The organism is Paraburkholderia sp. J8-2, from assembly GCF_905220195.1.
Lineage (GTDB): Bacteria > Pseudomonadota > Gammaproteobacteria > Burkholderiales > Burkholderiaceae > Paraburkholderia.
Window position 1 is genome coordinate 16572 of sequence record NZ_CAJMZA010000051.1, and the last position, 14575, is coordinate 31146.

Sequence of the window (14575 nt, forward strand, 5' to 3'; positions counted from 1 at the left end):
CCGACTGTGAAAGCGATTCTGAAAATCGATGGATTGGATGTCCTCGTGGAAGGCGAGGGACGAGAAAGCTTGGTGATGATTCATGGGTGGCCTGACACATTTCGACTTTGGGACAGCCAGGTCGCGTACTTCTCGGCGAGCTATCGTTGTGTTCGGTTCACACTTCCCGGTTTCGATATCGACGCGTCACGCCAGGCATTTTCGTTGGCTGAATTGATTGAGAAGTTCAGGAGAGTCGTCGAAGAAGCCTGTCCTGACCAAAAATTCATACTGATGATCCGAAACAAGAATCTGTGGTCCTCCCCGTTTTTGCAACACTGATTTCTGATGCTGTGGTTCGCTTGCGTGAATCTACTCGTCGGCTCGCGGGAGATCGATTCCCCGCGCCACGATGAGAGTCCCGCCCAACCTCAGAATGATGGCGGCTTCGATGAGCCCATTCTTGGCAGCGTCCTAACAGCACAGATGGGCGATGACAAATAATCTGCCCGTAGTCGTGATTTTGGCCGATAAGGTTCGCGCGCCGATTCAGTATTACCGCTGTCCACGTTGCAGAGCCGAGTGGTGTTGTTCTCGCAGTGCGTATCGGAGCAAAGACGTCACCTGGACACTTCGTTGACTTTAGGGCGCCTTGTGAACTGTAATGCGATCAGGTAACGCGAAACGCAGCCTTGCTTCCACGCTAGAGGTTTGCAAGCGCCTAGCCGCTGAAAGGCTTTCGAATTAATGCAAATTTGAGTGCACACGCAAAAATCGTAATCCATAATGCTTTTAATGCGAGTGCAGGATTTCTTATCGCCAAATTCGTGTCTGAAATATGCTTGTTTCCCATTCGTTAGCAAACTGACTTTTCGACCTGACGCAACGGGCATTGCTCATTTGAGCCTGCTCTGTGTGCACTGGTTGGCACAGGAGTTTGTCATGCGATATCTCGCTGGAGCACTTCTTGCTGCGCTGGCGCTATCAGCCTGCGAGGCTCCAACCTCGGGTTCCACGTTTAGTCCGGCCCAGGCGCAGCAGGTGTTCGTGGTCGAGCTCGGTGTCGTTGAAACGGTGCGACCCGTCAGTATCCAGCCCGGTCCAACGGGCATTGGTGCAATCACAGGCGCCGCGCTTGGAGGCATCGCAGCAGGCAGCAACATCGGGCGCGGCACGGGCGCAGTTGCGGCAGGCATAGGCGGCGCCGTGCTCGGCGGCGCGGCAGGCAATGCCGTGGAACAGCGCGTCACGCAGCGCGCGGGCCTCGAAATCGTCGTGCGGCTCGATTCGGGACAGCTGATGTCGGTGGTCCAGGATGCGGATCAGCAGTTCGTTCCAGGCGACCGTGTGCGTGTGCTGCTCGGCAACAACTCGGTGCGCGTGACCCGATGACGGGAACGTACGTGGGGTTGGTCTCTCGATAAAGCGAAGTTCCGAACAAAGCGAGGAAACCGATGACCGATACCGGGCAGAAGATGAGTCGCCTGCAGTTGACGGCGATGGTAGTCGGGGGCATGGTTGGCGCCGGGATCTTTTCCCTGCCGCGGACTTTTGCCAATGCAACGGGGCCGGTCGGCGCAGCCATCGCGTGGCTCGTGGCGGGCATCGGCATGTACACGCTCGCACGGGTGTTCCAGGCACTGGCTGAGCGCAAGCCGGATCTCGACGCCGGCGTGTTTGTTTACGCCAAGGAGGGTTTTGGCGATTACCCCGGCTTCCTCTCGGCATTCGGATACTGGATTGGCAGCTGCATTGGCAACGTCTCGTATTGGGTACTCATCAAGTCCACGCTGGGCGCTTTCTTTCCGGTGTTTGGCGACGGCAATACGGTTGTCGCCATCATTGTGGCGTCCATCGGCATCTGGCTCTTTCACTTCCTCATTCTTCGCGGCGTCAAACAGGCCGCGTTCATCAATACCATTGTGACGTTCGCAAAGGTCATTCCGATCATGGTGTTCATCGGGATCCTGCTGTTCGTGTTCAAGTACGGGACCTTCCAGCTCAATATCCAGTCCGCGGCGCAGGAGGGCGGGATCATCGGTCAGGTGCGAGCGACCATGCTTGTGACTGTCTTCGTCTTTATCGGCATCGAAGGCGCGAGCGTGTACTCGCGCTATGCCAGGGAGCGCGCGGACGTCGGTCGCGCGACAATCTTCGGCTTCGTCAGCGTGACAGCGCTCATGGTGCTCGTTTCGATGCTGCCTTTCGCCGTCCTGCCTCGCGGCGATGTAGCGGGCATGCGTCAGCCGTCCATGGCGGCGGTGCTCGAGAGTGTCGTCGGACCGTGGGGCGGGATTTTCGTAAGCATAGGCCTGATCGTCTCCGTACTCGGCGCGTATCTGGCGTGGTCGCTCATCTGTGCCGAGGTGATGTTCGCGGCGGCGCGCAATCAGGACATGCCGGCTGTATTCGCGCGCGAAAACGCCAACAACGTGCCGGCGAATGCGCTCTGGATCACGAACATCGTTGTACAAATCCTGGTAGCAAGTACCTATTTTTCGTACGACGCGTTCGCCCTGATGCTCAATCTTACGAGTGCGATGTCGCTGATTCCCTACCTGTTCGTCGCCGCCTACGGGTGGCTTGTTTCGAAACGAGGGGAGAGCTACGAAGTACGGCCCGAAGAACGCACGCGAGATCTCGCCTTCGCCTCGGTCGCCGTGATCTACACGCTGTTCATGATTATTGCCGGCGGCCTCAAGTTCATTTTGCTATCGGCGGTTCTCTACGCACCAGGCACGGTGCTGTATTTCATTGCGCGGCGCGAGCGCAAACTGAGAGTTTTCCAGGGCACCAGCGACTGGGTCATTTTCATCGTGGCGGCCGTAGGGGCTGTCACAGGCGTCGTCGCGCTGGCCACGGGCGCCATGGGGGTCTGACGAGAACGGGTGGAGAGCCATATGTCCAAGGCGAAAGGTGGTGAGCGCGAAAAGGCCGGGAAAGCCGTCGAAGCCAGCAAAGGCGGGCCGGGCAAGGCGAAGGAAGAAAGGGCGCTCGGGGTGTATTCGGAAGTCGGGCAACTGCGCAAGGTGATGGTGTGCGCGCCCGGCATGGCGCATTCGCGTCTCACGCCGAGCAATTGCGACGAGTTGCTGTTCGACGACGTGCTGTGGGTCGACAACGCGAAGCGCGACCATTTCGACTTTGTCACGAAAATGCGCGACCGCGGCGTCGAAGTCGTGGAAATGCACAACCTGCTCGCCGAAACCGTTGCCGTGCCCGAAGGCAAGAAGTGGATTCTCGACAATCAGATCGTGCCGAACCAGGTCGGGCTGGGTTTCATCGAAGAACTGCGCAGCTATCTCGAAGGGCTCGAGGATCGCAAGCTGGCCGAGACCTTGCTTGGCGGCCTCTCGATCTACGACTTCCCCGAATCGCACGGCGGCGCGGCGCTGAAGGTCGTACGCGAAGCGGCCGGGTCCACCGAATATCTCCTGCCGCCGCTGCCGAACACGCTGTACACGCGCGACACCACGTGCTGGATTTACGGCGGTGTGACGCTCAATCCGCTGTACTGGCCCGCGCGGCACGAGGAAACGATTCTTGCGGCGGCGATCTACCGCTTCCATCCGGACTTCGCGGGCAAGGTCAACGTGTGGTGGGGCGACCCCACTGAAGATCACGGCATGGCGACGCTCGAAGGCGGCGACGTCATGCCCATCGGCAACAAGACCGTGCTGATCGGCATGAGCGAGCGCACGTCGCGCCAGGCGATCAGCCTGCTCGCCGCCACGTTGTTCAAGAAGGGCGCGGCCGAGCAGGTCATTGTCGCGGCCATGCCGAAAATTCGCGCAGCCATGCACCTCGATACGGTTTTCACGTTCGCAGATCGCGACTGCGTGCTGATTGCGCCGGACTTTCTCGCGCGCACCCGCACCTTCACCTACCGGCCCAGCGATCACCCGGCGGGTGTGGAACTGCATCAGGAGAAAAAGTCCTTCGTCGAGGTGGTGAGCGCCGCGCTCGGCATCAAGAAAATGCGCGTGGTGGAAGCGGGCGGCAACGACTACCAGCGCGAACGCACGCAGTGGGACAGCGGCGCGAACCTGGTATGCACGTCTCCTGGCGTCGTGTTCGCTTACGACCGCAACACCTATACGAACACGATGCTGCGCAAGGCTGGAATCGAAGTCGTGAGTATCGTGGGTGCAGAGCTGGGGCGCGGGCGCGGTGGTGGCCATTGCATGACGTGTCCGATTGTTCGAGACCCGGCTGAATAGCCGCCCGGATGCGACTCACCCTTCTGAAACGGGGCTGTCGTGAGGATCTCCTCGATTACAGACGCACGAATCTCTCACGATGAGGTGTGTAATCAAGATACAGGTTATCGAGGACGCCTCTTGAGACTTCTTTCTGCCATGAAAAAGAATGCCATTTTCCCCATTGCCGGTTCAACTCTTCTCGTCGTAGTGGGACTATTTTGCATCATTGTTCCGCTGGCCACCGGGTCCCCTGTTGGGACGATTTTCATCGCGCGGATGCTGCTGATCTGTGGCTTCGTGCATGCATTGAATCTTTTCGTAACGAAAGGCTGGAAACTCATCATCCGGAAGATTCCTCCAGTCGTTGTTCCGGTGCTTATCGGCGTGCTGATTCTCGTGAATGACAGTGCACGCGCGCGAGGTCTGACCGTGATGCTGATGATCTTCTTCGTTCTCGACGGCTTCTTCAAGGTCGTCGCGTCAGTCGAACAGGATGCGAAGATCAACAACATAAGCCTTGCCAGCGCGATGCTGTCGATGCTGCTAGCCGTAACACTTGCGGCAAATTTTCCGAACGTTCCAGGCACATTGCTCTCTATATTTCTCGGCGTGGATCTGATTGCAATGGGCCTGGTGCCGCTTGCCGGCCATTACCGAAAGCGCGTACAGACCTGAAAGGGCGCTTCGGTGCGCAACCGCGCAATCGCGCGCTCAGTGACTGCGCGGAAACGAGATCGTGGCGCGCGCGCTGCCGTTGCCGCGGACGTTTACGGTCTGTCTCCTCGTAACGCCGCTATAGGTGGCGGTAACCGCGTAGCGGCCTGGCGGCAACCGCACGAGCAAGTACGGTCCATGCGTACGGGTATCGAGCACGCTTGTGCCGCTGGCGTTGGCGATCTGCACCTCGACGTCGGCGACGTAAGACGCCCCAGGGCCGGTGAACTGCAGCGACAGCGGCCACTGGCTGCGTGCCTGCCTGAGCGCAGTCGACTCGTCGCGACCGACCCCGCCGGACACGAACGAGACGTCGCCTTGTTGCTCCGTCGCTGGCATGCCGGTTCGGTGGATCTCGCTGGCGCTTGTGGGCGCGGTGGTCTGCGCGACAGCGCCGCTCGCCAATACGAGCGCGAGCGATGCAGCGAGCATGGTGGAGGAAATCCAGGGGGCATTGCGGTGCACACTTGTCATGACCACTCCTTGCTGTGTTGCCGACTTCGGGCGAGCAACTAAACTGTCGGGTCCGTCGGGCTGGAGTATGACTGCAGGAAACCGGAGACGCGTTGCGTTCCGGGTCGCGGCCAGGTGCATGGGTGGTGGTTGGGCGCCGCCCGCGCAGGCCTCATAAAAGGTTAGCGTTTTTCAGCTCCCCGCGCCTTCCGCGTGTCGGTGACGGTGCGCAAAGGAGTTAGCAGACCGAATGAATCAGAGAGCGCCTGGTGTATCATCGAAATGAACTGAATCAACTCAATCAGAAAGAGCATTGCAAACGGTTGCAGGTTTCTTTTCATCCACGTGGAAACACCGTGCAACCCCTGGAACGAGCATGAGATGCAGCGGCAGGCGACAACTCATCGGTACCCTGTTGGCAGTCGCCATCGGAAATGGCGCAACCCATGCGAGCGCACAAACAAGTGCAAGTCCCGCTGTCGATGCGTCCGCGCATACTGGCGCGGTCGCGGCATCTACGCAGCGAGGCAGGTCGGATACGATGCTGGCCAGTGACGTCCGCCGTGCTCTCGTGCGGACACCGGGTCTGAATTCCATGAACATTCAAGTCCGGGTACGCGGCGGCATCGTTACACTGACAGGGTCGGTGCCACAACACTCACAGATCGCGCGGGCCGGTAACGCAGCAAGGTCAGTCCGGGGTGTGAGGGCAGTAACGAACCGGTTAACGTTACGAACTGGTCCTGGCGGCGCGCGCTGAGGCGCGAGCTCTTGAACTTCGACCGCAGGGGCATCACAGAGAGCGCCGGGCAGCAAACGGAGTATGGCTATGAAGAGGCCCGTGTCACCGCAGCCGGTTTCAATGTTCGAAGCCCTGATTCCCATCGCTGGCCTCGTCTTCCTGGTCGGTCTGTCCTTCTATCTGTTCGGTGACGCGGGTGCAAACGGGCCAAATCAGGTGGCGCTTGTTGTCGCGACCATGCTTGCGGTATTCGTCGGGTGGCGGCGGGGGCATTCGCTCGCGTCGCTGGGCGAGGCCGCGAACGCAAGCGCCAGTTCCGGGATCGGTGCCATTCTCATCCTGTTCGCGGTTGGCGCGCTCATCGGCACGTGGGCGCTCTGCGGCACCATTGTCGCGATGGTCTACTACGGGCTGAAACTGCTGAGCCCGGATTACTTCTACGTGACGGCGGCAGCCATCTGTGCCGTGATTTCGTTCAGTATCGGCACGTCATGGACTGTCGCAGGGACGATCGGAATTGGCCTGATGGGTATCGCCCAGAGCATGGGGCTGAGCCCTGCCATCACGGCAGGAGCGGTGATTTCCGGCGCGTATTTCGGCGACAAGTCCTCGCCGCTCTCGGACTCAGCGAACCTTGCGGCAGCGGCGGCAGACGTCGACCTGTACCGCCACGTGCGCGAGACCTTGCTGACCTCCATTGTCGCGATCATTATCACGCTCGCCGTGTTCTATCTGCTTGGCCGGCCGGGCGAATTCGATGCGAGCGCCGAAGTCGAGGCAATGCGGGGCGCATTCTACATCTCACCGGTGCTCTTCGTGCCTCTTGTGCTTGTCGTTGTCCTGACGCTGTTCCGGCTGCCGCCGTTTACCACCATCTTTCTTGGCGCACTGGCGGGCGGTGTTGTAGCCGTTTTCGTCGAGCCCGCGCGGGTCATCGCGTTTGCCGGTGCGCGAGAGGGCGTGCCTACCTGGATCGCGATGATCAAGGGCGTCTGGCTCGCGCTTGCGAGCGGCTACAAGTCTACGACAGGCAATCCCGAGCTTGATACGCTCCTTACTCGCGGCGGCATGGACAGCATGTTGAATACCATCTGGCTGATCATCACGGCGCTCGCATTCGGAGGCGTAGTTGAGAAGTGCGGTGCGATCGAACGTCTTATTGCACCGGTGGTCGACTGGGCAAAGAGCGGTGGCGCGCTGGTCGGCTCCCTGGTCCTGGCAACCATTGCGACGAATATCGTTACCGCAGACCAGTTTATTGCAGTCGTGCTACCGGCCCGGATGTTCAAGAACGCCTTCGCGTCGCGCGGCTACCTGCCGATCGTGTTATCGCGCTCCGTTGGTGATTCGGCCACAACCACTGGTTCTCTGATCCCCTGGAACAGTTGTGGCGCGTACATGGCCGTGACGCTTGGCGTGCCTACGCTTAGCTACGCACCTTATGCTGTATTTTGTGTGGTGAGTCCGCTTCTGACGGTAGCGATTGCATATGCCGGTATCCGTATGCCACGCGTCCCTCAGGTCCCTTCGGCGACTTCGAACGAGGAAGGGCCCAAAGCACCGGATGGCTGATATTCGCAACCACTTCCGGACAGCGCCTGCCGCCAACTTCCAGGAGAACGGCAGGCTTTTTTTCAACAAGCTTGTGGATACGCGTGTAAGCCGGCTGAGATCTGAAGGAATATTTCCACGAGATGAGGGTCAAAGCTCACTCCGCTGCCGCTGCTGATAAGCTCAACCGCTTCGTCGTGGCTGCGCGCGGGCTGATAGACGCGGTCGTGTGAGACAGCGTCGTATGCATCGGCAATTGCCGCGACTCGTGCAACGAACGGAATCTGGCTGCCCTTGAGCCCACGCGGATAGCCGCTTCCGTTCCAGCGTTCATGGTGAAATGCAGCCATCTCCCTGGCGGTCTGCACAAGAGCCGGTGGAAACCTGCCCCGTGCGCGGCCAATCATGTTCGCGCCGACGATCGGATGACGTTTGACCACGTTGAATTCGGAAACGTCAAGCCGCCCAGGTTTGCCTAGGAGCCGGGCGGGCATGGCGAATTTTCCGATGTCGTGAAAAGTCGCCGCTGCACCGAGTATTGCAGCGTAAGCGTCTGCATTGGGCCGGCCGCACCCCTGTAGTTCAGCCTGTCTGAGCGCAATGGCGCGGACGTAGCGTGCTGTTCTCCGGCTGTGTGCAATGATCTCGTGAAGAACGGCTGCGTTGTCGTTCTGTCGCAGGGAGCCACTAACGGACCGGAAGTGGCGTAGGGCCTCCCGCCAGACCCCGCCAAAGAGACTCGTAATGAGCGTCTTCTCCAATGGCGCTATACACTGGTCCTGGCAAAGCAGTGCAGCTATTGCCAGGCTATTTCCGCGAGTCGTGAAATCGGCATCGTCGCTGCTCCTGCGCGCAGTCGCTGTTTTCATTTCATCTCCAATCAGGTCGCCGTCGCATCTTCCGGGCGTTCATTCGGATTGGTGATGCAACCAACGCTTTGCTGCACAGCGTGCCACAACCTGCGCATGAATCGTAGAAAGCTCAGGCCTTGTTGGGGCGTGTTGCCTGACGTCCTGTTTGTCCGCACGACACAGCGATCTGATGACGCGACTTCCGGGGCGAAGCAAATCTGGATCGACAAAGGCATCTCTTCTTTGCTGGTTGGGCGGAAGCCGACGCACGACAGACCACGCATTACTTCATTGCCGCACTTATGATGCAAACCGGGCAAGGGGGCGACGAACCGGCTACTACGCCGACCGGGTCGACAATGGTTTCATCGTTCTACCACCGACCGCTGTCAAAATATCTGAGACACGCGATCCGCGTTCCTGTTTTCGGCGATCCAGTCAGGCGCCAGACGACGAATGCTGCTCCGATTGCTCTTACCAGACATAGCGCCCACCAACGTCGCCCCAGACCCCCTTGCGGCTTCCGCTCGCGGAGCCGTTGATCGAGAACCTGTAGCCGAACTGTCCATACAGGCTCAAATGACTGGTGGCCTTTTCAGTGACACCTGCAGCAAAGTCCATGCGCGTGGATTGCTGGGCGAGTGGTACCTGGTCGACGCCGGAGTAGGTCGTGGTCGCCCGCGCGCCCCAGTCTCGCCAGAGGTTGGCGCGCACGTATGGCTGCCATACCTGCCCGTTGGTGCCCTCGATCGTCCACTGCCCGCGCACGCCGAGCCGGCCGGTGACACCCGATGTCGAGCCCGGATCGACCGAACCCAGACCATCGTTCTCCTCGCTCAGACCAACGTGCTGCCAGATGATCTGCGCCTGGGGTTCGAGCACGAAACCCGGCCCAAGCGGCAGGCTGAACGGATAGCCCGTTTCGAGTGACGTGGCGAACCCTGATCCCGAGATCGGCAAGCGGGCATACTTCGTCGTCGCATCGCCGTCGTAATGGGTGCCCTGTAGTACCGCGTCGATGTACCATCCGCCGGGGCCGAAATGTGTCCAGTACGCGCCGCCGGAATACGCGTTGAGGTTCACCTTGCCGGTGTGGCTTAGCACATAGGCGGTCGCATCCGCGTTGGTGACGAGGCCGTCCACGTCGACGTAGCCGTTGCCGTACGCGAAATAGACCCCGGCCGCGTCGTGATGGCCGGGGATGAAGCTGCCGCGCCACACGTCGAGGCCCGCCTGCATGGCGAGCATCTGGCCGTTCGCGCGAGCATCGGTATAGGTCTGGTAGCGGTTGTCGACCTGCTGACCGAACACCCGGACCCAGGCCGAGTGAGCGATCCCTGCGCTGCTTGTTCCGCCCCCGGCGTCCGTGAGCGTGTCGCCGATGCGCTCGTGCATCGTGCCGAGCATGGTAAGGCCCAGTTGCCGCGCGAGTGGTTGAACGACCGAATAGGTAGCAATCTCAGGACCGATGATCGGGTACTCGCCTGGAGGCAGGACGGACGGCGGTGGATCGAGAGGAAGAACTTCATCGTTCGGGATGGCGGGTTCCTCCTTCTCACCCTCCGGCCCGACGACCATATCCGAGCGCAGGAACCAGTCTTCGGGTTCGGATCCGGCCGCACCGCCCCGAAAAAGAAAGTAGTCGAATGCGCCACCTCGCACCTCGCCGGCGAGCGTGAATTTTTCCTGATCCGTGGTGCCGCCGTTGATTGTCTCCACAACCGGAATGCCGTCGGTGAGTGTCAGCGCGCCAGGACCGCCAGCGTTGGCGATCGCCAGCCTGGTCGCGCCAGTGGCGGTCCCTCCATCGAGGATGAGCTTGTCCGAGGGCGAATTGTCGCCGGCGAGGAAGGTGTCGAGGGCAATCGTGCCGTTCTGGCCGACATAGTTGTTCGCGATCGCCACGGTTCCCGGATCGCCGGAAACGCGAATGAGGCCCGCATTGACCACGCTTGCCACGTGCTGGTCGAAGCCGCGCAGATCCATCGTTGCGCCAGACTGGACGATGTAGTCCGAATTCGCGCTAAAGACGTTGGCGGCACCCGCCGCGAGCGTGCCGCCCGCGATCGTGGTCGGACCGGCATACGTGCTTGCACCAGTCATCACCGTTTCGCCGCGCAGGACATTGACCGTGCCCGTACCGGTAATAGCGGCAGGGAACGCGTAGTTGCCGCTGGTGTCCGTGTGGTTGAATACGAGCGTGCCGGTGCCAGAGCCGAACGTCAGGATGCCGGTGTTGAGCGTGCCCGGAGCGACCGGCACCGCACCGGCGGCAGCGCCAATGTTCAATGTTCCGGTAGAGCCGACATTCTCCGCGATGGAGACGCTGTTCGCGACAACCCGTGCGCCTTTCTCGATGGTCAGCATCCCCGGGCCGTATTGACCGACGGTGAGCGCCGTGCCCGCATTGAGCACCGAACCGGAGTCGGTCACCGTGACGGTGCCGGCGCCTCCCTGGACCGGCGAGTTGCCGCAGAACGATGTCAGCCCTGCGCCGCATTGGCCCGCGATGAAAGTGCCGCCACTGCCTGTCACACTGACGGTTCCCTGGTTGGAAACGGTTATCGTTCCATTACCCTGCCCACCGACGATCAGGTCGTTGTTCTGAACGTTGAGGGTCGCGCCCGGACCGCTCACCTCCATCGAACTCGCTCCCTCGAAGGCGCCCACGATTGTCTTCCCGCTGATCGTCACGATGCCGTTGGACTGGATCTGCATATCCGCCGTGCCGCTGGTACCGACAACCAGAAGCGGCGAGGTGAGCAACCCGCCGTTCGACACCACGATGGTTCCTGCCGATGGGGCCGCGCCACCCGAGGCTCCATTGAAAGCGAGATAGGTCCCACTGCCACTCGTCGCCATGCCACCGTCGGAAATCGTCAACGTGCCGACACTGCCCGCGCTGACACCCACACCGAGAAAGGTCCCGGCGGAGAGGATGCTGCCGTCACCGCTGACGAGCGCCGTCGCGGTGGACCCAGCCCCGATCTGTAGCGTCCCCCCAGGGCTCGAGACCGCCCCGCCATGCGTCACGTTCAATTGTGCAGGACCGCCGTTGCCGACAACGAAAAAGCCCGTGTTTGTGTAGCTCGAGCCATGCCCATCCACTGTGAGTATGCCGCTGCTGCCCGGGTTGTAACCGACGTAGCTCTGGGAGTTGCTAACAACAGTACCGCCATCGCTCACCGTGAGTGTCCCGGAGCCGTTGAACCCGATGTAATACTGTGACTGGGGGTTCGTGGTCGTGATCGTCCCACCGTTCACAGTTACCAGTCCTGTACTACCAGTAGACTGCCCGATATGGAGACCGCTCAGCACGACGTTCGCGCCAGCCGGCACGATGAACGTGCCACCCGGAACGCCCCCCACCGTCCCGCTATTGAATCCCGCGACGACGGTTCCGAACGCCGTCGTACCACTGGCTGCGGTCTCGGTGGTATTCCCGTCAATGTGAAGGGTCGCCTGTGCAAAGACAAAGCCGGGAATCAGCATCGCGCTGCAGGCAAGCACCACGACCGCAGTTCCGACTAGCGTCGGGTGACCACGGTGGGGCGATGGGCTTGAGCCCGTGAATCGCCTGATCACAACCCTGGCGGATCGCTGGATCGCGCAGTGTGACGCATTTTTATTGCGCCTACGTGGAGTTACCGTGGTTGTCGCACCGACGAGCATAGTGAGCGTCAATGCGTGCTGGTATCGAGGCTCTGGGCAACGTCTCATCTGCCACCTCCAGATCCTGATGCTGTCTGTCCTGGAAAACTCTACAAATGGAAAATGTTTGCGAAGATGGAGTAAATATTTGTCATCCTCGGATAAATAGATTTCAGCCACGTAAAATGTAAATTAATATTCTCTTCTTGTGCGCGCCTCTAATTCTTGATTTATCCCGGCGGCTTTCAGACCGTTCCGCAAATGAAGATTACTCGATGTTTGTACGCACGACCATTCAAAAATATGCCGGGAATGTTATTGAACCAATGATGTACGATGCACGACGTAAAAATAAGTAATCCAGATCAAATCATAACGGGGTAACGATTGCATAGGATGCGGTCGACAAAACAGGTGCCAAACACCTTGATGGCCATCGATAACCCGCACTCGTAATTGAATTCGGGGCGCAATGACGACAATTCTCCAGGTCGGATAGAAGACAAGAATGAATAACGATGGCAATCAAAAACACAACGCGGCGCAAATATCCGACATGCATTATGCGAGGCAAGTCTTTGAACAAGGGGATCATTGATGCGGTCTCCGGCGATAGTCCAGGCGTGGTTCTGCGACAATCCGATCAGATTCGTTGACGTATTTGTAGACGAGTCCAAGCTGGTTCGTTAGGACTTGAAGGGTCCACGTCAGTACTCGCACATCGGCCGTCTCACTTCCGACAGTCCTTGCGGCAGCAACGGTTTACGCCATGGAGACCCACCACCGGCAAGCGCCGATCACGGCCGAGACCTGCGGGCAACCCGTCGTTCGGGAGCCAGGTTGCTCAGATGTGGCGCGGGAAATTCAGAGAGCGGCATAAGTTGAGCGGCTGGTCCCCAAACGGCAATTTGCCGCTCATGAGCAGACGTTCGCCAATCGAATATGAAGGACCGTTCATGGCGTGCGCCGTGAAAAGGCGGCGCTTTTCCAGTGGGTGAAAGCCCCACCCGGCAACCGCTCCAGCCGGAACCAACCGGAGCAATCGTGGAGGTAACGAAGCGGTTGAAGCCTTCGGTGAAGCGTGTCACGAAATACGGTGACAGCGCGAGTGTGCAGGCCGTAACGCGAGTGAACGCCGAGCAAGCCTCGAAAAGGACGATGCGCAGGCCGACCCGAGAGCCATGTCGGGGAAGGCTGATACGGCTGGGTGAATGAGCAGGCAGGACGCCCAGTCGCTGCGCCGGGGTAGTGGCGACAACATGTACACAAGGAAAGCGCGCGCAACACGGGAAGCCCCCTGGCGTGGTCAGGGATGACCAACCGGACGCCCGTGAGGGACAGGCCGGGCGCCTTGGGGTGACGGAGAGGCCCGTATTACCGTTGAAGCCGGTGTAATACTGGTGGAGGGAAGGTTGTTGACGCCGATCTCGCGGACTACTTTGGAAGCATTCCGCACGCCGATTTGATGTTGTCGCTCGCGCGGCGCATCGTTGACCGGCGTGTGCTGCATCTGATCAAGATGTGGCTGGAATGTTCCGTAGAAGAAACCGATAACCGAGGCCGGAAGAAGCGTACGACGGAGGCCCGAGATAGCGGGCTCGGAACTCACCCCTACTGGCGAATGTCTACATGCGCCGGTTTGTGTTGGCGTGGAAGAAGCTCGGGCTTCAGCGCAGTCTTGGCAGTCGCATTGTGACCTACGCGGACGATCTCGTGATCCTGTGCAAGAGAGGTAAAGCCGAAGAGGCGTTGCTGAAGCTGCGCGAGATCATGGGCAAGCTGAAGCTGACAGTCAACGAGGAGAAGACACGAATCTGCAAGGTGCCGGAAGGCGAATTTGACTTCCTGGGTTACACGTTTGGGCGGATGTACTCGGCGACAACTGGACAGGCCCGTATGGGTATGCGCCCGTCGAAGAAGAGTATCCGGCGTATGGTCGAGAAGGTTCATGCGCTGACCGCTGCCTCTATGACGTGGATGGACACCACGGAGCTGATTGGCAAATTGAACCGCACGCTACGCGGTTGGGCGAACTACTTCAAGGTAGGCACGGTCAGTCGCGCATATCGTGCGCTCGATAGCTACACCAGCACGCGGTTGCGTCGGTGGTTACGTACCAAGCACAAGGTAAGACGTCGCAGGGGCGGGGCTTATCCCCTATGGGTATTTCGGTCTCGTTCGTCTACAGGGGCCTTGGTAGTGACTTGCCGTGTACGAAGGCGTGATGCCTCGTCCGAGAGCCCGTTGCGGGAGATCTGCACGGCGGGTTCGATGAGCGGGGTGTGAAGACGGAGTTATGGCCAGGGTTAATAGGGCACCGCCAGACGAAAGAGGCGGCAACAGACAAACCCAGCCTACCGCCACCGCGTCACACCTCGACTCTACCGTGAAGACTCACTCGTCAATAGAGAGAGGAGACATTCGCTGGCACC

Annotated in this window: 11 protein-coding genes; 8 read left to right on the forward strand and 3 right to left on the reverse strand. The window is 59.9% G+C overall.

The features are described 5' to 3' along the window. The first annotated feature begins 6 nt into the window (after positions 1 to 6). From U5A52_RS41525 to U5A52_RS41545, 5 genes are all read left to right on the forward strand, one after another. The gene (locus U5A52_RS41525) at positions 7 to 321 is read left to right on the forward strand and encodes a hypothetical protein (protein WP_321940113.1); all 315 of its coding nucleotides are present in this window, start codon (positions 7 to 9) and stop codon (positions 319 to 321) included. A 600-nt stretch (positions 322 to 921) separates the two neighbouring features. Continuing rightward, the gene (locus tag U5A52_RS41530) at positions 922 to 1371 is read left to right on the forward strand and encodes a hypothetical protein (RefSeq protein WP_321940114.1); all 450 of its coding nucleotides are present in this window, start codon (positions 922 to 924) and stop codon (positions 1369 to 1371) included. A 62-nt stretch (positions 1372 to 1433) separates the two neighbouring features. Further along, the gene (locus tag U5A52_RS41535; protein WP_321940116.1) at positions 1434 to 2858 is read left to right on the forward strand and encodes a basic amino acid/polyamine antiporter; all 1425 of its coding nucleotides are present in this window, start codon (positions 1434 to 1436) and stop codon (positions 2856 to 2858) included. Between the two features lie 153 nt (positions 2859 to 3011). Beyond that, positions 3012 to 4199 carry an arginine deiminase gene (locus tag U5A52_RS41540; protein WP_415774137.1) on the forward strand — a complete coding sequence of 396 codons (1188 nt, stop codon included), beginning with the start codon at positions 3012 to 3014 and terminating at the stop codon, positions 4197 to 4199. A gap of 138 nt (positions 4200 to 4337) precedes the next feature. Beyond that, positions 4338 to 4856 carry a DUF308 domain-containing protein gene (locus U5A52_RS41545; RefSeq protein ID WP_321940120.1) on the forward strand — a complete coding sequence of 173 codons (519 nt, stop codon included), beginning with the start codon at positions 4338 to 4340 and terminating at the stop codon, positions 4854 to 4856. A gap of 36 nt (positions 4857 to 4892) precedes the next feature. On the opposite strand, the gene U5A52_RS41550 is transcribed toward U5A52_RS41545, so the two are convergent. Then, positions 4893 to 5369 (reverse strand): carboxypeptidase-like regulatory domain-containing protein, encoded by a 477-nt coding sequence (locus tag U5A52_RS41550; RefSeq protein WP_321940123.1) that lies wholly within the window; start codon positions 5367 to 5369, stop codon positions 4893 to 4895. A gap of 520 nt (positions 5370 to 5889) precedes the next feature. On the opposite strand from U5A52_RS41550, the gene U5A52_RS41555 reads away from it, so the two are divergent. After that, positions 5890 to 6108, forward strand: a complete 219-nt coding sequence (locus U5A52_RS41555) for a BON domain-containing protein (protein ID WP_321940126.1) — start codon at positions 5890 to 5892, stop codon at positions 6106 to 6108. A gap of 102 nt (positions 6109 to 6210) precedes the next feature. Beyond that, positions 6211 to 7662, forward strand: coding sequence for a Na+/H+ antiporter NhaC family protein (locus U5A52_RS41560; RefSeq protein WP_321940127.1), 1452 nt, complete (start codon positions 6211 to 6213; stop codon positions 7660 to 7662). A 62-nt stretch (positions 7663 to 7724) separates the two neighbouring features. Here U5A52_RS41560 and U5A52_RS41565 read toward each other — a convergent pair whose 3' ends face one another. Continuing rightward, on the reverse strand, positions 7725 to 8510 hold the full coding sequence (locus tag U5A52_RS41565; RefSeq protein ID WP_321940129.1) for an HD-GYP domain-containing protein: 786 nt from the start codon (positions 8508 to 8510) through the stop codon (positions 7725 to 7727). A 456-nt stretch (positions 8511 to 8966) separates the two neighbouring features. Continuing rightward, positions 8967 to 12005: an autotransporter outer membrane beta-barrel domain-containing protein gene (locus U5A52_RS41570; RefSeq protein ID WP_321940131.1), complete on the reverse strand. Its 3039-nt coding sequence runs from the start codon at positions 12003 to 12005 to the stop codon at positions 8967 to 8969. A gap of 1767 nt (positions 12006 to 13772) precedes the next feature. Between U5A52_RS41570 and U5A52_RS41575 the strand changes: the two genes are divergently transcribed. Beyond that, complete coding sequence (locus U5A52_RS41575; protein WP_321940133.1) at positions 13773 to 14429, forward strand: group II intron maturase-specific domain-containing protein; 657 nt, start codon at positions 13773 to 13775, stop codon at positions 14427 to 14429. Positions 14430 to 14575: the final 146 nt, after the last annotated feature.

Excerpts from the sequence above, each read along its gene's own strand:
- U5A52_RS41555 (WP_321940126.1), top strand. The coding sequence starts at position 5,890 with ATGCTGGCCAGTGACGTCCGCCGTGCTCTCGTGCGGACACCGGGTCTG.
- U5A52_RS41540 (WP_415774137.1), top strand. The coding sequence starts at position 3,012 with ATGGTGTGCGCGCCCGGCATGGCGCATTCGCGTCTCACGCCGAGCAAT.
- U5A52_RS41575 (WP_321940133.1), top strand. The coding sequence starts at position 13,773 with ATGCGCCGGTTTGTGTTGGCGTGGAAGAAGCTCGGGCTTCAGCGCAGT.
- U5A52_RS41565 (WP_321940129.1), bottom strand. The coding sequence starts at position 8,510 with ATGAAAACAGCGACTGCGCGCAGGAGCAGCGACGATGCCGATTTCACG.
- U5A52_RS41545 (WP_321940120.1), top strand. The coding sequence starts at position 4,338 with ATGAAAAAGAATGCCATTTTCCCCATTGCCGGTTCAACTCTTCTCGTC.
- U5A52_RS41535 (WP_321940116.1), top strand. The coding sequence starts at position 1,434 with ATGACCGATACCGGGCAGAAGATGAGTCGCCTGCAGTTGACGGCGATG.
- U5A52_RS41560 (WP_321940127.1), top strand. The coding sequence starts at position 6,211 with ATGTTCGAAGCCCTGATTCCCATCGCTGGCCTCGTCTTCCTGGTCGGT.
- U5A52_RS41550 (WP_321940123.1), bottom strand. The coding sequence starts at position 5,369 with ATGACAAGTGTGCACCGCAATGCCCCCTGGATTTCCTCCACCATGCTC.
- U5A52_RS41530 (WP_321940114.1), top strand. The coding sequence starts at position 922 with ATGCGATATCTCGCTGGAGCACTTCTTGCTGCGCTGGCGCTATCAGCC.